Here is a 17,112-nt window from a genome sequence, read left to right as displayed (position 1 = left end):
AATGACTTAACTTTTTATACCGAGATGAGCATGAAAAAGCTAATACCCTTATTATCGATGGCACTTTTTTTTGCGACAGCATGCAACCCAACTGTCCGCATCGAAGCGCCGAAAGAGCCGATAAAAATTGAAGCCAACATTAAAATTCAACATGAAATTGTTGTGCGTGTTGAAAAAGAATTAGACAAAGCGCTAAGCGAAGACTCAGGCTTATTCTAGGGAGAAACCCATGAAAAAATTAACACTATTCTTAACCAGTATTTTATTTAGTGGCACCGTATTGGCAGCATCCATCGGCGATCTCAAATCACAAGGGGTTATTGGCGAACTGGCTAATGGCTATGTTGGATTAGTCTCCTCTAACGCCAATGCGGATGCAAAAAAATTAGTTGCCGATGTCAACGTTAAGCGCAAGGCCATTTACCTAAAACAGGCTAAGAAAAACAATATCCCTTTAACGGAAGTTGAGAAAATTGCCGCTAAGCGCAATATCGAAAAAACTGAAAAAGGCCATTATGTGAATGTTTCAGGCAGCTGGGTTAAGAAGTAACCTTTGTAGTAGTAGCAATAGTTAAGTTAAGAAGTAGAAGAATCAAACGCTCATAGTGTTACTTCTGCTTTCGTCAAAAGGCCTCACTCGAGGCCTTTTTGATGTTTATGCCGTTGGAAAAGTATCAAGCATTGCCGGTCGCTGCTGCCAAATCTGATGCCATTCAATTAGCTCCGGATGACGCTCTGTCCATTCATACTCTGAATGACGAAAAGCTAAGTAATCCAAAATCACCACTAAATTAATCTGCAATGCCGAAACTTGCTCAGGAAAACTCGCTAATTGTTTTTGTAAATAATTCAAACCACGTTCAATACTGCTGATAAAGCGCTTTTGCCAAAACTCCGATTCCCCAGCCTTACCTCGCATCTTATCCTGCTGCCAAGCGACACAGGAATCTAAAATACCGCGTGTTAATGAATACAAAGTTTTTAAGTGCCAGTCTTGATGAATCTCTTTAAATAACTGATTGCCTGATTGAGCATCTAAATACTCGCAAATGACCTCACTATCAAAAATGCCATTGCCTTTGTCGTCAATTAAACAAGGCACTTTGCACAAGGGGTTAAAGCTGATAAGCTGCGCAGGATCTTCAAACGGATGCTGGAAAATTTCTTCCACCTGTTCCTGCAAACCTAACTCACGCACGGCAATTCGTGTGGTTCTAGCATAAGGTGATGCCGTTGAATAGATGAGTTTCATAGACAATTCCTCTCGATACTCGATTAGTTGGCAATAACCGCCCGCCCTTCAGCCCAAGCTCTCAGCGCTTGCATCTTCTCGGACATCACTTGCGACAAAGGACTGGTCGCGATAATTTCGTTTAAAATAGTTTGCGTATCCAAAGACTGATCGGAATAAAGTGAAGCATACAAGCCTGCAACAATAGCCTGCTCGATTTCTGCACCACTAAAACCTTCGGTCGCTTCGGCCAACTTTAATACATCAAACTCCAGATGTACCTGTTTGCGTTTAGACAAATGAATTTTAAAAATTTCTTGGCGCGTTTGATTGTCAGGTAAATCTACAAAAAAGATCTCATCCAGTCGTCCTTTACGCACAAACTCCGGTGGCAGTGCGCTAATGTCATTAGCCGTTGCCACCATAAAAATTGGGTACTGATTTTCCTGCATAAAAGTCAACAAAGTGCCTAACACTCGTTTCGAAGTGCCACCCTCATTATCGCCAGTTGAAATTCCCTTTTCCACTTCATCTAGCCACAGCACACATGGCGACATCATTTCCGCTAACTTTAAGGAATCACGTAAATTCTTCTCGCTCTCACCATGCCATTTGTTATAAAGCGCACCAAAATCTAGCCGTAGCAGCGGCACTCCCCACATCCCAGCTACCGCTTTGGCCGCTAAGGATTTGCCACCACCTTGCACACCAACTAACATGATCCCTTTAGGCTTATCGAGAGCAAAATCATTCGCCTGCAAAAACACTTTTTTGCGCAACTCTAACCAATCTTTGAGTCGGTTCATACCGCCAACTTCTTTAAAATGCGCCGTTTCATATTCATAATGTACCGCGCCTTCCAGATCCAACAATTGATAACGAGCGCGATTCACCGACTCCATTTCATCTTCGGTAATAGCGCCATCGTCATAAATAATATTACGAATAATTTGTCGCGCATCCGCATAAGTAAGGCCAGTAAGATTTTGCACTAAGCGTTGCATAATAGCCCTATCCGTACGAACCTTAATACCACCGTTGTTGACGGACCATTTGGCCGCTTCTTGTCGGATCATTTTTTCAAGCTGGGCCGGATCAGGCAGCTCTAGCTCAAAGCGGGCACCGAAGCGCTTAACTTCCTTTGGCAGCTCTATTTGATGGCTAATAAACACCAAGGTTTGTTGGAATAGTGGAAAATCTTGTGCAATATCTTTGATTAGGCGAATATTCTGTGGGTGCTCCTTATCTAAAAAAGGGTGGTAATCGCATAACACATAAATCCCTTTGCGTTGCATTTTCTTAATGTGTTGCAAACACTTAATCGGATCTTCGGTTCCTGGCAATGCCGCCATCGCATCTTCTTTTAACTCGGTTCGACGCAAGCCTTCTGTCAAGTGCCAACCAAATAAGGGCTGTCCTAAAACAATCGAGATTCGGGCTAATAGCTCCAGCGCGCGCTCTTCTTCATGCGTTTCGATGACAATAATGGGGTTTTTAGATTTGATTAATAAGGTCAGATCGTTTTGTTCGGTTTTTGAGGCCATTGCTTTGGTATTTTCTTGTGCTGTTATTGTTATTTGATGCCAATAAAGGCAAAATTAAAGAATCAATTTGCCATAGCTTACCAGAAAAATGCGCCAATTTAGCTTTTTTGATCGCCTTTGTAATGTTGCCGATTCGGCCTTGAAAACCACCTTTGGGGTTTATGATGCGCAAACTCGCGCCAATCCAGCGGCTAATATCGAACAACCTGAGCTAAGCGAGCAACAAAGCCGACATGCTGCCAGTTTGATGCGTATCAACCATACAGGCGAAGTCTGCGCTCAAGCGCTCTATCAAGGCCAAGCCTTAACCGCTAAGTTGCCGGATATTCGGCAGGAAATGGAACAAGCGGCTAAGGAAGAGGTGGATCATTTAGCTTGGTGTAGCGAGCGGATCAAAGAGTTGGACAGTCGTGAAAGCCTGTTAAATCCGCTCTGGTACGCAGGATCTTTTACCATTGGCGCTATTGCAGGCCTTGCAGGCGATAAATGGAGCCTTGGCTTTGTCGCTGAAACGGAACAACAGGTGGGAAAACATTTGGAAAGCCATTTAGACAAGCTACCTGAGCAAGACCATAAAAGCCGCGCCATCCTAAAGCAAATGCATCAAGAAGAATTACAACACGCCGCCAACGCCATTCATCATGGTGCTGCAGAGCTACCTAAGCCGATAAAAAGCGCCATGGGACTGATGTCCAAAGTGATGACCAAAAGCGTTTACTATATCTAATCAGAAAAGCCACATTCATCAGTGCTATCGCTAGTTTAGAAAATCCTTATTAAGCAGTGCCTTATATGCAGCGCTAACTGTAATATTCCGTGATTTAAGCGTCTAAACAGGGTAAAATTTGCGCACTTTTCACACTAAATTCAGGCTTTCTCATCAAAACTATCATTTTTGAGCAGCCAAAAATTCAGGTATAGAAAATTAATGACTATTAATTCAGTTTTTACTTCTGAATCGGTTTCAGAAGGCCATCCAGATAAAGTTGCCGATCAGATCTCTGATGCGGTACTGGATGCGATTATCGCCCAAGATCCTAACGCTCGAGTAGCGGTTGAGACCATGGTCAAAACCGGCATGGTGGTGGTGGCAGGTGAAGTAACTACAACGGCGTGGGTCGATATTGAAGATATTGCTCGCCAAACTATTCGTCGCATTGGCTATAACGGCTCGGATATGGGCTTTGACTGGGAATCTTGTGCGGTATTAAACGCTATTGGCAAGCAAAGTCCCGATATTGCGCAAGGGGTGGATCGCGACAAGCCTGAAGATCAAGGTGCCGGCGATCAAGGATTAATGTTCGGCTATGCCTCAAACGAAACCGATGTGTTGATGCCAGCGCCGATCACTTTTTCTCACCGTTTAGTTCAACGTCAAGCAGAGGTGCGTAAAAATGGTACCCTTGATTGGTTGCGCCCAGATGCCAAGAGTCAATTATCTTTCCGCTATCAAGATAACCAGCCAGTGGCCATTGATGCGGTAGTTTTATCTACTCAGCATAGAGACGGCATCAAGCATAGCGACTTACAAGAAGCGGTGATGGAAGAAATCATCAAACCAGTATTGCCGCAAAAGTGGCTCTCAAAAGATACCCAATATTTTATTAACCCTACCGGTAATTTCGTGATCGGTGGCCCGATGGGCGACTGCGGTTTAACCGGACGTAAAATTATCGTCGATACTTATGGCGGTATGGCACGTCACGGTGGCGGAGCTTTCTCGGGCAAAGACCCTTCTAAAGTCGATCGTAGCGCAGCTTATGCAGGTCGTTATGTGGCCAAGAATATCGTTGCCGCAGGTCTTGCTGATCGTTGTGAAATTCAAGTGTCTTATGCTATCGGGGTTGCTGAGCCAACCTCGATCAGCATCAATACCTTTGGCACGGGTAAAGTTTCTGAAAAACGTTTAACCGAGTTAGTGCGCAATCATTTTGATCTGCGACCTGTAGGTATTTTAAATATGCTGGATTTATTAAAACCAATTTACTTACCAACTGCCGCGTACGGCCACTTTGGTCGCACCGAAGAGACTTTTAGTTGGGAAAGAACCGACAAAGCAGAGGCTTTACGCGCCGCTGCTGGAATTCAGTAGCTGTTTATATAGCCTTAAACGAGAATTTAAAGAGAATATTATGTCTGATTATATTGTTAAAGATATTAGTTTGGCTCCTTGGGGTCATAAAGAAATAGAAATCGCTAAAAGTGAAATGCCGGGCTTGATGGCTATTCGTGAAGAGTATGGCAACGAAAAACCGCTCAAAGGTGCGCGTATTGCTGGCTCATTGCACATGACCATCCAAACCGCCATGTTAATCGAAACCCTAATCGAATTAGGTGCTGAAGTACGCTGGGTTTCTTGTAACATCTTCTCAACTCAAGATCACGCAGCCGCAGCAATTGCCGATCAAGGTATTCCCGTATTTGCTTACAAAGGCGAAACTCTTGAAGAGTATTGGGATTATACCCACCGCTTAATGACTTGGCACGATGGCAGTACGCCAAATATGATTTTGGATGATGGTGGTGATGCAACCATGTTGTTAATCATCGGTACTCGCGCTGAAAAAGAACTATCCGTTTTAGATAATCCTGCCAGCGAAGAAGAAGTTGCTTTGTTTAATTCGATTAAAGCGAAACTAAAAGAAGATTCGGATTTTTATTCGCGTACTTTAGCTAACATTCAGGGCGTGACTGAAGAAACCACTACTGGCGTGGCGCGTTTATACCAATTACGCGATAAAGGAGAATTACCCTTCCCTGCCATTAATGTTAACGATTCGGTGACGAAATCTAAATTCGATAATTTATACGGTTGTCGCGAATCGTTAGTTGACGGTATTAAGCGTGCCACCGACGTGATGGTTGCTGGCAAAGTTGCCATCGTATGTGGTTTTGGCGATGTGGGCAAAGGCTCGGCTCAATCACTGCGTGGTCTTGGCGCTAACGTATGGGTCACAGAAATTGACCCCATCTGCGCTTTACAAGCTTCAATGGAAGGCTATCGTGTGGTTAACATGGAAGAGGCTGGCGTTATCGAACAAGCGGATATTTTTGTTACTGCCACTGGTAACAAAGATGTGATTCGTTTTGATCATATGGAGCGTATGAAAGACCAAGCCATTGTTTGTAATATTGGTCACTTCGATAACGAAATTGACGTTGCAGGTTTAGAAAAGTGTCAGTGGGAAAACATTAAAGATCAAGTCGATCATGTTATCTTCGAAGATGGTAAGCGCATTATCTTGTTAGCCCAAGGCCGCTTAGTAAACTTAGGTTGCGCCACTGGCCACCCAAGTTTTGTTATGTCTAATTCTTTCACCAACCAAGTGTTGGCGCAAATCGAATTGTGGCAGCATGGCGAGAAGTACAAGCAAGATGTTTATGTGTTACCAAAGCACTTGGATGAAAAAGTTGCTCGCTTGCACCTTGAGCGTATCGGTGCACAATTAACCGAGCTCTCAAAAGAGCAAGCCGATTACATTAACGTTAAAGTGGACGGTCCTTACAAGCCGGAGCATTACCGCTATTAATTAAGAGTTTATCGATTAAAGCCAGCTTAACGCTGGCTTTTTTAATGCTATACTTTCTAAACTCTTTAACGCCTTTTAAACTTTCTACACCTTTGCGACTTAGGCGAAAGTTATAACTGAATTTATGCGCATTAATCGAATTTATGTCAACACTGCTTTATCTATTGGCGAGAATATTGTTCTTGATAAAGCTGCTAGTAACCATGTGGGCAAGGTACTACGCTTAAACCTAGGAGCGCCACTTCACCTGTTCAATGGTGATGGTTATTTGTATAGCGCTACGATCTCTAGTCTAGACAAAAATCGAGTCGAAGTGTTAGTTAGTGACAAACAAAGCTCTACTAACGAATCACCATTAAAGATTCATTTGTTTCAGGGGGTTTCGCGCGGCGATAAGATGGATCTGACTTTTCAGAAGGGGGTTGAGTTGGGAATAGCAAAGTTCACCCCGATTATCACGGAACGTTGTGGTGTTAAGCTTGATCGAAAGCGTTGGCAAAAAAAACATGAGCATTGGCACAAGGTTATTATCAGTGCTTGCGAACAGTCGGGCAGAAATATTATCCCGCAACTCAGTTCCGTGCAAACTTGGCAAGAAGCTCTCGAGCACTTCTCAAGTCAAAGTTATTTTCTAGATCCACACAGCGACACCTCGTTTCGCCTACTGAATAAACCAGATTTAGCACACGAAATTCAGTTGTGGGTAGGCCCTGAAGGTGGCTTTAGTGAAAGCGAAGTTGCACAAATCCAAGACTTGAAAGGCACGCCGGTGTTTTTGGGACCGCGGATCTTAAGAACAGAAACGGCGGCCTTAGCTGCCGTTGCTTCGATTAATGCTTTATGGGGCGACTTTTAATTCTAACCATAAGCTTGCTCAAGACTTAAGCAACGCTTTTCGCCAGCTCCTCTAACGCATCCATATCAGGGATCAAGGCTTTTTGCTCACCTACGGTAACCCATGCAGAAATACCTTTTTCTTTAGGCTTAGCATTTTCCATAGCGCTATTGTTTTCATCAATGGGAATAACCCGTGGGATACCGCGCACTGTCAAAGCCAAATAGGGAACTTCTTGGTTGCCATTTAAGGTATAAATTACCGCAATTCTTGAGCGGCGGATATCACCAATATCCTGTTGCCCATGCACTCGCTCTAACGAAATTACTGGAATAGTCATATTACGCCAAGCTAAGTTACCAATGTGCCATTCTTTATTCTCTTCCACTCCGGAAAATAAAGATACATTCATAAAAGGCACGATTTCTGCCACTGCTTCGTTGGGCATCAATAAGTGATCCTGTTGCATGGGGATCAAAAAACTAAAAACTTCCGAGACTTTTTTCTTTTTACTCATACTTAACTCTTAAATTGTAACCTTAGGAAGTAACATCCAACATATTTTCGATGGTGCTTAAAAGGTTTTCTTCGTTATAAGGCTTACCTAAGTAATCATTAACCCCAATTTCTTCTGCTCGCTGGCGGTGTTTCTCACCCGTTCTGGAAGTAATCATGATAATCGGAATATGCTTTAAACGAGAGTCGTGACGAATCAAACTAGCCAACTCGAAACCATCCATTCGTGGCATTTCGATATCCAGCAACATCACGTCAGGAATCACATCATTTAACTGAGTCACCGCGTCAACACCATCTTTGGCAGTAACCACTTTATATTGATGACGTTGCAATAAGCGCGAGGTTACTTTGCGTACCGTAATCGAATCGTCCACCACCATAACTGTTGGGATCTGATCTTCGACCACCACTTCTTCTGAAATTTCAGTGGTCTTCGAGAAATCCCACTCGTGGAATCGATCAACCAGTGTTTGCATATCCAGAATTAAAACCACGCTACCATCACCCAAGATGGAAGCTCCGGAAATACCCGGAACCGTACTTAACTGTCGGCCAACAGACTTAACCACAACCTCACGAGAGCCAAGCAATTCATCGACCTGAACGGCAATGGGCTTATCTTCACCTTCGATAATTAAGACGGGTACCATCTCTTCGGTCGGTGCCATTACTTGTGAATTGCGATCTAGGATCTGACCCAAATAGCGCAACTCATACTCTTGACCTAAATGGCTAAAAGTCGCCTTAGGATCGAGATAAATACGACGCAACTCATCCGCCGGAACGCGCGCTACAGTAGTAATATTGGAAAGTGGTATTGCGTAATTCTCGCCTTTTACTTTGACCATTAACGACTGATTCGAAGATAAGGTAAAGGGCAGACGAACCGTCATGCTAGTACCCTGACCTTCTTCCGATTGAATTGCCAGCGAGCCACCAAGTTGGAGAATTTCACTGTGCACCACATCCATACCAACACCTCGACCTGAGATTTGAGTAACCTCTTCGGCGGTCGAAAATCCTGCTTGTAGAATCAACCGGTACAGCTCTCGATCGGTTGGCTGGTAAGACTCATCGATCATACCCTGCGCCACGGCACGCGCTTTAACTTTTTCTTTATGTATACCGGCGCCATCATCAGATAACCGGATAAATACTTCATTACCACGACGCTCTAGCGCTAAATCGATATTACCGACAGCAGCTTTACCAGCTTTTTTACGCTCAGCTTCCGACTCGATGCCGTGGTCAATCGCATTTCTTAGCATATGATCGAGTGGTGCAACCATTCGCTCGATCACCGTTCTATCCATCTCGCCTTCGGAACGAAGATTTAGTTTTACCTTTTTACCAAGTTCGCTGGATATTTGGCGAACCATACGGTTTAAACGGCTCTCGATACTATTAAAGGGAACCATCCGAGTGCGCATCAAACGCTCTTGTAATTCAGTATTAATTCGAGATTGTTGTAATAAAGCTGCCTCTGTATCACCAAGTTTGGTCTGCAAAGTTTCTTGCAAAGAAACCAAGTCACTGGCCGCCTCCAATAAGGAGCGCGTTAATTCTTGCTGTCGGGTATAGCGGTCCATCTCCAAGGGATCGAACTCATCAAAATCAACCCCAGCAACTTCTCGACGATACAACACTTGCGCTTCGGTTTCGATTTCAAGATTACGCAACTGATCACGTAAACGGTCAACGGTTGAACCTACCTCATTCAAGTTAAAGTTCATGTCGCCAATTTGTTGCTCTAGACGCGCTCTTAAAATCGAGGCTTCCCCTGAAAGGTTCACCAAATTATCAAGCACTTCTGAGCGCACCCGAATCACATCGCGCGTTTCTGCCTCTTTAACTGAGTCTTCTTTTTGCTTCTGACGCTCAACCAAAGAAACCACTTTAACATCAACCTGCTCATCGGTTGGCTCTTCTTGTCTTTGACGAAGCTGCTCAAGCTGCGCCTTAATGGTTGCAATATCATTTTCTAATTGAGCTAAGAATTTATCGTCGTCTTCAGGTAACTTACCGCTACGAACATCGGTCACCATGGCGTGCAGCTTTTCGTGGGTGTGGACTAATAAATCTCTCCAGCGAGACTGCCCCATACGCGGATCTAGTGTTAATAGTTCAACCACTTTTTCCGATTTTTCTGCCACATTAGCAATAGAAGATAGAGTCGATAGGCGAGCACCACCTTTTAAAGTATGTAAGTATCTTAAAGCAGGCTTGAGCTCATCGACTTTTGCCATATCTTTTGACCAAGCAGCAATCGATTCGTCATAGGTAGCCAACAGTTCGTTAGCTTCAGACAAGAAGATTTCAGCCAACTCTTTATCCCACAAGGCTTCTGTTTCTTCGGCAATTTCTTCAACTGCCTCTTCCGCCGTATCTTCCGGCTTGGCAGCTTTAGCATGCTCGATAAACTCATTAATCGCCGCCAACAAACCATTATCTTCTGGCAATACATGGCCTTGCTTACGAGCACTAAACATTTCCATCAACCGGTCTTCAGCAGCCTGCGCTAACTGCACAGCCTCTGGAGTGGCAGCAAATAATTTATCGTTAATATCGGTATAAAGATCTTCTAGGCCGTGAGCCAAATCACCAATTTCACTGAAACCAGCCATTCGAGCACTACCTTTTAAGGTATGTAAATTACGCTGTAACTCGACTATAACTACTGAATCAGCCGGGTTTTGTTGCCACTGCTCTAGCAAATCGGTATCAGTAGCGAATATCTCTTCGGCTTCTTCGACAAAGATCTCCAGAATCTCTTCATCCATTTCTTCCGGAGTTTCTTCAGCCACTTCTTCAGCCACTTCTTCAGCCACTTCTTCGGCTACTTCTTCAGCCACTTCTTCAGCCACTTCTTCAGCCACTTCTTCAGCCACTTCTTCAGCCACTTCTTCAGCCACTTCTTCAGCCACTTCTTCAGCCACTTCTTCAGCCACTTCTTCAGCTACTTCTTCAGCTACTTCTTCGGCTACTTCTTCGGCTACTTCTTCGGCTACTTCTTCAAGCGGTTGCCACAAATCGAATTTTTCAACTAAAGTTGGTACTTCTGGAATAGATAAGTTGGCTGCTAAACAATCGAATTGGTTCTCTAATTGTTCACTAGCCTCAGCGATCAATTCATCCAAACTAGTATCCACATGATTTGCCGCAAGATTTTTCTGGAGCGCACCACCTATAGCAGTTGTCACTACCGAAATCTCTGGCAACTCAGCCATATCGAGAATTGAGTCTAAACGATCATTGGAAGCCATCAAATAAGACACTTGATCGCGGCGTTCTTCTTCTGCCAATTTTTCTAAGCGGATAGTTTTAAAGTCATTAAGCACATCGGCAGCGATATTGAACAAATCTTTAATAAGCTCTGGATCGCGGCCAGTATCTTCTTCGGCTTGCAGTTCTTCATCAAAACGCAACTGCAGCTGCGAGACTTGTTGATAAATTTCTTTCTCGTGAGCTTCGATAACTTGCTGGTCTTCTGGCTGCTCAATAATGTGTCTTAGCAAATCCTTGGTATGAGCAACCAATACCATATCTTCGGTTTCAGCCATTAACTCGCGCGTTCTTAACTCTTGGAAATAGGCTTCTACAGGCACTATCACATTCTTCAGCGATTCAATATTAGAAACGTGAGCTACCCCTTTTAGAGTATGCAAGGAGCGCAATAAATTATCGCTAACGTGACTTTGAGTAATACCTTGAACGCGCTGATTCGCAAACATTTCAAGATTAGTCACATGACCTTCAGCTTCCTGTTTGAAGACTTCGAATAACTCTTCTTCAGGGGTTTGCTCAGGTTCGGTTACAGCCTCTTCAGCACTTAGATCGGTGATGATCTCACCACGAGCAATTCTCTGCGCACGATCTGCTAATACTTGAGGGTAATGTGATTTTCTGCCTAGGGCAAAATCCTCAACCATCGCTGGCAGCTTAGCGGTCACTTCCTCTAAGGTTAGTAATAAAGCAGGACTATATTCTATGCTGTTGTCAATCAAGCGGTTAAGCATGGTCTCAACCGACCAACTCAACTCGCCAATTTCTTCGGCTTCTACCATTCGACCGCTACCTTTTAAGGTATGGTAGCTGCGACGAATCGTCGAAAGCACCTCTACTTGCGACTGATCTTTACGGTAGCTAGGCACTAGTTCTTGTAACTCGGCCAGGACTTCTTCGGCTTCTTCGATAAAGATTTCTCGCACTTCATCATCAATCAAATTGTCGTCGATCAAATCTTCTTCTGGCTCAGACTCAGCCACCAATTCAATCTCAGGCATGACAATGGCATCGTCAAGTACTGGAACAGGCTCTTCATCGACTTTGGCGTAATGGCCATAAAGCTCATCAATACTGACCACAGCCTTTTGTAATACTCTTGGTAGCCCGTGCAAGCCTGATGACAGCAAACCTTCTAGGTAATAATCAACACTACTAATAGCATCAGCAAGATTTATCACTTCTTGCTCGCTTAAAACCACTTGCTTATCAATCAAAAAATCCGCAGTAAAATCTTTAGTTTTAATGACTACATCTTTTAATACTTCAAGTTTAGAGAACTCTAAAGCACCTTCCACTTCACTCAATAAATCGGGTACTGGTTCCAAACGAGGGATACGATGATCTTCCTCTAAATAGTCGGAAATGGCATCCTTGACTCTTTGTAAGTTACTACGTGATTCTTGTATAAGCTGGTAACGAGCGTTAACCACTTGCAAGGATTCTTCTTCGCTATCAGAATCTGCTTCTCTGGCTAGCTGCTGACCCGTTTTCTCCATTGCTCGGTTAATGTAATCCTCGAGCTTTAAAACCGACTCAACAACCGAAATTAAGCCTTGACCTCGATCCGATGACTGCATATCCAGTAGCGCATTTACTGCCGACATCTGTTCTTGGATCAAGGAACGCGACCGAGCTAAATTCAAAATTGCCATGGTGTCAGAGATCTTTTGCATATTAGGCAAAAGTGCTTCTAGTGGCTCTCTCTCTTCCGACTGGGTTCGAATGTAGAGATCTAACGACTCTTTAATATCATCTAAGTCGTCTTTGATAACTTTTAACACCACTTTAATGCTATCCGTATCGGGACCATGCAAACTTTCAGCTTCGTTTTGATAGTCGCCTAAAGACTCAATAAGACTCTTTAGTTGATATTTGTCTTGGACAGTTTTAACTTGCGGATCTTCGCTATCGAATTGGGCAATGTAAAACAACAAATTATTGAGTAATAAATCGGCCTGTTCTTGATCCGTATTTTGCTCAATTAAATCTTTGATACGACGATCAACCTTTGAGCACAAACCTTTAATAGCAACATTACTTAATTCAGCATGCTGATCAATATGGTTTAGGAAAACATGACTCACCCACCATAAAGTACTATAAGGAACTCGCTCTCCAAGCTGCCATAAAGTTTTTACCGAGGCAGTCATTTTCTTCAGGTCGTCTTGCGAATCTTGTTTTAAAAAACCGACTAGGGCCTGCTGATAATCCGCTCGAATTTGTTTAACTTCACGATTAATATCGCCAGAAAGTTGTAACTTTTCATCCGATACTTCTGGTGTCACTTCGGCAGTATTAATATCCACAAAACTACCAGCACCAACTAACTCTTGTTTACGGCAAGTGCGCATATCGTTAACGATAGGCATTAAAATGATCGGCAAATCTGGTTTATCTTCAGCGTAACGAGCTAAATAACTTTTGAAACGTAATGCAGCAGATAGAAAAACCTCATAAGCCTGAGATTTGGATTGAACCTTATCGTCTCCAATAGCTTCCGATAACGCTTCCATTTCTTCCGCCAACATAGCAGCGCCATTAAATTCGAGCATCTGCAAGGTGCCACGAATTTGGTGCATACAATTTGTACAAAAATGGATTTGAGTTTTATCTGACTCGTTTTCAGCGTAAGCATTGATCGCGGCCTGCGCCTGCTCAAACGTACTTTCGATTTCTGGACGTACCCAATTTAAAGCTACTTTGGTTTGACTATCGCTCATCTTCACACCGTTATTAACTTCAAGATTATTCTTATTTAAGAGTTTGAAGTATGGAACATTTCTTAGAACTCCAACCTTGGAGTTCTAAATCAAATTATCGAACTGAATTAAAGAGTTTTTTCAGTTGATTCAGTTTCTTCAGCAAACAACTCTTCTAAATCATCAAAATCAGATTCTTCGCTCATTTGCGGCTCTTCTTTTGATAAGTCTTCATCAAGTTCATCGATTTGCTGTTCAACATCCTCAAACTCTCTTTCAGCTTCCATCATATCTTCTTCGGTTTGCTCGAGCATATCCTCGATCGAGACTTCGTCATACTGTTGGCTAGCAGCCGCGTCAGCACCATAGTAATCTTCGTTACTAGAGTCCAACTTAAAGCCGGCAACCGAACGACGCAAACCTTCAGAAAGTTCAGCCAACTCACCAATCGAGCGAGCAGTTTCTGTAGTACCGTCAGAAGTTTGTGAAGTAATTTCCTGAATAATGGTCATGGTATTAGATACGTGACCTGCGGAAGCTGCCTGTTGGCGTGCAGCGTTTGAAATCGATTGAATCAAATCTGCCAGATTGGTCGATACGTTTTCAATTTCTTCTAGAGAAACACCCGCGTCTTGCGCCAAACGAGCACCGCGAACAACTTCAGAGGTGGTATCTTCCATCGAGATTACTGCTTCGTTAGTATCATTCTGAATGGTTTTTACTAGCGCTTCAATCTGCTTAGTTGCGTTACCAGAACGTTCCGCCAGTCGTTGTACCTCATCCGCAACAACCGCGAAACCACGACCGGCTTCACCTGCCGCCGATGCCTGAATCGCTGCGTTTAGTGCCAGAATGTTGGTTTGGTCAGCAATATCGTTAATCAAAGATACGATGTTACCAATCTCTTGCGACGACTCACCAAGACGCTTAATACGTTTCGAGGTTTCTTGAATCTGCTCACGAATGGTATCCATCCCTTTAATCGTATTTCGTACAACCGCTCCGCCTTTTTTGGCGATTTCTACCGATTTTTCCGCAACCTGAGAAGATTCAGATGCGTTGGTAGATACCTGCTCGATCGAAGCAGCCATCTCATTAATCGCGGCAGAAGCTCCGGTAATTTCTTGCGCTTGTTGGCGCGAAGCTTCGGCTAATGCCATCGAGGTTTGTTGAGTTTCATCGGTAGATTTCGATACTTGTTTTACCGCATCGTTAATGGTTCCTACCACACCACGCAACTGGTCAATAGTTAAGTTAAAGGAGTCAGCAATAGCACCTGTGAAGTCCTCGGTTACGGTTGCCTTTACCGTCAAGTCACCATCTGCCAAGCTGTCGATCTCATCAAGCAATCGGATAATCGCTTCCTGGTTCTGGGCGTTTTCTTCTTTTTCTTTTTCCGCCGCAACTTCTGACTCTTTTAAGCGTGATTTTTCCGCCTTACGCTGACTTAGGTACAACAACACCAGCAACAATAGAACCAATGCGAATAAAGCACCTGAAATTGCGATACTACCAAACTCGGTTAAGCTAGTAGTTTGGCTGGTATAAGCCGTTTCAACTTTCTGAGTATCTTGTAATAGTTCATCGGAACTCGCGAAAATCGCATCCGATGCAGACTGTACTTCAAATAACTTTGGAGTACTAAATACAATGTAATCAACTCGGTCATTAACGTTTTGGTAAACGTCGACGATTGACTCAAGCGCGGAGCGAGCGCTTGCGTTGGCAACACGACGAACCTCTAAAATTTCATCACCGTTTAACTGACCTTCAAGGTTAGCACCAAAGGTATCCACGTCTTGACCAAAGTTCTCCGATGCTAACTTTGCTTCTTCACCACCACGGAATACTTTTTGTAGGCCAGATGAAATCCGCTCAGCTAACCATTTTTGACGCGTTGCTTGATGAACTTCGCTACCACTGGCGCGAGAATCTAAAAGGGTATCAATAACGCTGTCATACTGGCTTTGCAAATTCGGGATCAGCTGATTTAACTCTTGCGAGTTACTGAACATCTGATTAACCACATCTCGGTTTTCCAAGATTTTATCGGTATTCTCATTGACCGTTTGCCACAAGTTACTCAACTGCGTTAGCTGATTATTTTTGATCGCCGCAGGCGAAGCTGGCAAACCAGAAGTGGCATCACCATCCATCAGATAACGTAAATTCTGGTTGAACTTATTGGTCGCCGTATCCAAATCCGCAAACGCTGCTTGAGTACCCTTAGCGGCCTCGGTAGCGTTAGTAGAAATCTGCTGCGACAATACCTTCATTTCTGAAGCTAGTGCCACCCGCTTAGCGACATTACCAGACTGAATTGCACCGTAGATTGCATTGACGGCGAATGCAATCAGCGCCAATACCAATAATACGATAATAAAGTTAGAGCCTTGTTTGCCCTGTTTTACTTTGGTCTCACTCATGAGTTGCTCCCGAGACGTTGATCAACAACTAAAATTAAAAACTAAAAATTGATTAGACAGCGATTTGATGAAGCGCGGCACTTTCCGCCAGCTCATTCATCCCGAACACTCGCCATACTTCTTGTTCTTTCTCAAAGGCAGCAACCACATAGGGCGCTACCGCAGCATCGGCGGTTAAGCCTTTTTCTAATACATCATTTTTATCAAAATGCTGCATGCCGGTAACCTGATCCACAATCAAACCCAAATAAGAGCCCTTTTGGTCTAAAACCAACACCCTTTGATTGAGTACATTGCGCGAACTGGGACGGCCTAAAAATTCCTGCAAATCTACCAGCGTTAATAAGACCCCGCGCAGATTGGCAACACCTTTTAGCCAAGGCTTAACTCCAGGAACCTTAGTGGTTTCTGGGATTGGAATAATTTCGTGGATTTCATCGAGCGAAGCCAAATAATCAACACCGCTCAAGCGAAAGCTAACGCCGCTCCAAAAAGACGTACCGCGAACATCGTGTTCCGGCAGCGATTCTTTGTGAGTGCGGCTACGTTGCTCAATGGTAGCTAAGAGTTCAACTACATCCATCGACTTGTTACCGCTACGCTTCGCCATAGATTAGCCACCAAGCACGTTGTTTAACGACTCCATCAAGGCCGACTCATCTACCGGTTTGGTGATATAGTCGTTAGCGCCTTGACGCATCCCCCAGACTCGGTCTGTGGCTTGAGATTTGGTAGACACGATAATCACCGGGATCCCAGAGGTAGCGTTATCGCGTTTTAGTTGACGCGTTGCCTGAAAGCCATTCAAGCCAGGCATCACTACGTCCATTAAAATCACATCAGGATTGTTGGCCTTTGCCGAAACGATGCCCGACTCACCATCGGGAGCCGTGATTACCTGATGACCATTTTTTTCTAAAATACCTGTCAGGATATGAGCTTCTGTGGGTGAATCATCCACAATTAGTACACGCGCCATATCTTCAATACCTCTTTGCTAAAATGTGAGTAGTGATGTTTACATCACTCATTAAATTTTTTGA

At 43.8% G+C, this 17,112-nt stretch carries 13 protein-coding genes; 6 read left to right on the top strand and 7 right to left on the bottom strand.

Annotated elements, in window-relative coordinates; all coding sequences use genetic code 11:
- The first annotated feature begins 30 nt into the window (after nt 1-30).
- Nucleotides 31-219 carry a YnbE family lipoprotein gene (locus NFS34_RS04910; RefSeq protein ID WP_251358772.1) on the top strand — a complete coding sequence of 63 codons (189 nt, stop codon included), beginning with the start codon at nt 31-33 and terminating at the stop codon, nt 217-219.
- A gap of 10 nt (nt 220-229) precedes the next feature.
- Complete coding sequence (locus tag NFS34_RS04905; RefSeq protein ID WP_251358771.1) at nt 230-550, top strand: YdbL family protein; 321 nt, start codon at nt 230-232, stop codon at nt 548-550.
- 105 nt (nt 551-655) lie between these two features.
- Here NFS34_RS04905 and NFS34_RS04900 read toward each other — a convergent pair whose 3' ends face one another.
- Together NFS34_RS04900 and NFS34_RS04895 are read right to left on the bottom strand one after the other, a co-directional pair.
- The gene (locus tag NFS34_RS04900) at nt 656-1,252 is read right to left on the bottom strand and encodes a glutathione S-transferase (protein WP_251358770.1); all 597 of its coding nucleotides are present in this window, start codon (nt 1,250-1,252) and stop codon (nt 656-658) included.
- Nucleotides 1,253-1,275: 23 nt separating this feature from the next.
- Nucleotides 1,276-2,775, bottom strand: coding sequence for an AAA family ATPase (locus tag NFS34_RS04895; RefSeq protein WP_251358769.1), 1,500 nt, complete (start codon nt 2,773-2,775; stop codon nt 1,276-1,278).
- 88 nt (nt 2,776-2,863) lie between these two features.
- On the opposite strand from NFS34_RS04895, the gene coq7 reads away from it, so the two are divergent.
- The 4 genes from coq7 (at nt 2,864) to NFS34_RS04875 (ending at nt 7,161) form a co-directional block, all read left to right on the top strand.
- Nucleotides 2,864-3,502, top strand: a complete 639-nt coding sequence (coq7, locus tag NFS34_RS04890) for a 2-polyprenyl-3-methyl-6-methoxy-1,4-benzoquinone monooxygenase (protein ID WP_251358768.1) — start codon at nt 2,864-2,866, stop codon at nt 3,500-3,502.
- A gap of 201 nt (nt 3,503-3,703) precedes the next feature.
- The gene (metK, locus tag NFS34_RS04885) at nt 3,704-4,867 is read left to right on the top strand and encodes a methionine adenosyltransferase (protein WP_285834446.1); all 1,164 of its coding nucleotides are present in this window, start codon (nt 3,704-3,706) and stop codon (nt 4,865-4,867) included.
- A gap of 40 nt (nt 4,868-4,907) precedes the next feature.
- The gene (ahcY, locus tag NFS34_RS04880; protein WP_251358767.1) at nt 4,908-6,305 is read left to right on the top strand and encodes an adenosylhomocysteinase; all 1,398 of its coding nucleotides are present in this window, start codon (nt 4,908-4,910) and stop codon (nt 6,303-6,305) included.
- Between the two features lie 124 nt (nt 6,306-6,429).
- Nucleotides 6,430-7,161: a 16S rRNA (uracil(1498)-N(3))-methyltransferase gene (locus NFS34_RS04875; RefSeq protein WP_251358766.1), complete on the top strand. Its 732-nt coding sequence runs from the start codon at nt 6,430-6,432 to the stop codon at nt 7,159-7,161.
- A 25-nt stretch (nt 7,162-7,186) separates the two neighbouring features.
- Here NFS34_RS04875 and NFS34_RS04870 read toward each other — a convergent pair whose 3' ends face one another.
- The 5 genes from NFS34_RS04870 to NFS34_RS04850 all read right to left on the bottom strand — a co-directional run bounded on the left by NFS34_RS04870 (nt 7,187) and on the right by NFS34_RS04850 (nt 17,048).
- The gene (locus NFS34_RS04870; protein WP_251358765.1) at nt 7,187-7,657 is read right to left on the bottom strand and encodes a chemotaxis protein CheW; all 471 of its coding nucleotides are present in this window, start codon (nt 7,655-7,657) and stop codon (nt 7,187-7,189) included.
- A 22-nt stretch (nt 7,658-7,679) separates the two neighbouring features.
- Nucleotides 7,680-13,664 carry an Hpt domain-containing protein gene (locus tag NFS34_RS04865; protein ID WP_251358764.1) on the bottom strand — a complete coding sequence of 1,995 codons (5,985 nt, stop codon included), beginning with the start codon at nt 13,662-13,664 and terminating at the stop codon, nt 7,680-7,682.
- A gap of 107 nt (nt 13,665-13,771) precedes the next feature.
- Nucleotides 13,772-16,069 (bottom strand): methyl-accepting chemotaxis protein, encoded by a 2,298-nt coding sequence (locus NFS34_RS04860; protein WP_251358763.1) that lies wholly within the window; start codon nt 16,067-16,069, stop codon nt 13,772-13,774.
- 52 nt (nt 16,070-16,121) lie between these two features.
- A complete protein-coding gene (locus NFS34_RS04855; RefSeq protein ID WP_251358762.1) occupies nt 16,122-16,679 on the bottom strand; it encodes a chemotaxis protein CheW in 558 nt (185 codons plus the stop codon).
- A gap of 3 nt (nt 16,680-16,682) precedes the next feature.
- A complete protein-coding gene (locus NFS34_RS04850) occupies nt 16,683-17,048 on the bottom strand; it encodes a response regulator transcription factor (RefSeq protein ID WP_251358761.1) in 366 nt (121 codons plus the stop codon).
- Nucleotides 17,049-17,112 lie beyond the last annotated feature (64 nt).

Origin of the sequence: Kangiella sp. TOML190, assembly GCF_023706045.1 — a bacterium.
Classification (GTDB): domain Bacteria; phylum Pseudomonadota; class Gammaproteobacteria; order Enterobacterales; family Kangiellaceae; genus Kangiella.
This window is presented reverse-complemented; position numbering and strand designations above follow the sequence as displayed.

What these genes read in the sequence shown, in the direction of transcription:
- NFS34_RS04910 (WP_251358772.1), top strand. Translation starts at nt 31, where the DNA reads ATGAAAAAGCTAATACCCTTATTATCGATGGCACTTTTTTTTGCGACA.
- NFS34_RS04905 (WP_251358771.1), top strand. Translation starts at nt 230, where the DNA reads ATGAAAAAATTAACACTATTCTTAACCAGTATTTTATTTAGTGGCACC.
- NFS34_RS04900 (WP_251358770.1), bottom strand. Translation starts at nt 1,252, where the DNA reads ATGAAACTCATCTATTCAACGGCATCACCTTATGCTAGAACCACACGA.
- NFS34_RS04895 (WP_251358769.1), bottom strand. Translation starts at nt 2,775, where the DNA reads ATGGCCTCAAAAACCGAACAAAACGATCTGACCTTATTAATCAAATCT.
- coq7 (WP_251358768.1), top strand. Translation starts at nt 2,864, where the DNA reads ATGCGCCAATTTAGCTTTTTTGATCGCCTTTGTAATGTTGCCGATTCG.
- metK (WP_285834446.1), top strand. Translation starts at nt 3,704, where the DNA reads ATGACTATTAATTCAGTTTTTACTTCTGAATCGGTTTCAGAAGGCCAT.
- ahcY (WP_251358767.1), top strand. Translation starts at nt 4,908, where the DNA reads ATGTCTGATTATATTGTTAAAGATATTAGTTTGGCTCCTTGGGGTCAT.
- NFS34_RS04875 (WP_251358766.1), top strand. Translation starts at nt 6,430, where the DNA reads ATGCGCATTAATCGAATTTATGTCAACACTGCTTTATCTATTGGCGAG.
- NFS34_RS04870 (WP_251358765.1), bottom strand. Translation starts at nt 7,657, where the DNA reads ATGAGTAAAAAGAAAAAAGTCTCGGAAGTTTTTAGTTTTTTGATCCCC.
- NFS34_RS04865 (WP_251358764.1), bottom strand. Translation starts at nt 13,664, where the DNA reads ATGAGCGATAGTCAAACCAAAGTAGCTTTAAATTGGGTACGTCCAGAA.
- NFS34_RS04860 (WP_251358763.1), bottom strand. Translation starts at nt 16,069, where the DNA reads ATGAGTGAGACCAAAGTAAAACAGGGCAAACAAGGCTCTAACTTTATT.
- NFS34_RS04855 (WP_251358762.1), bottom strand. Translation starts at nt 16,679, where the DNA reads ATGGCGAAGCGTAGCGGTAACAAGTCGATGGATGTAGTTGAACTCTTA.
- NFS34_RS04850 (WP_251358761.1), bottom strand. Translation starts at nt 17,048, where the DNA reads ATGGCGCGTGTACTAATTGTGGATGATTCACCCACAGAAGCTCATATC.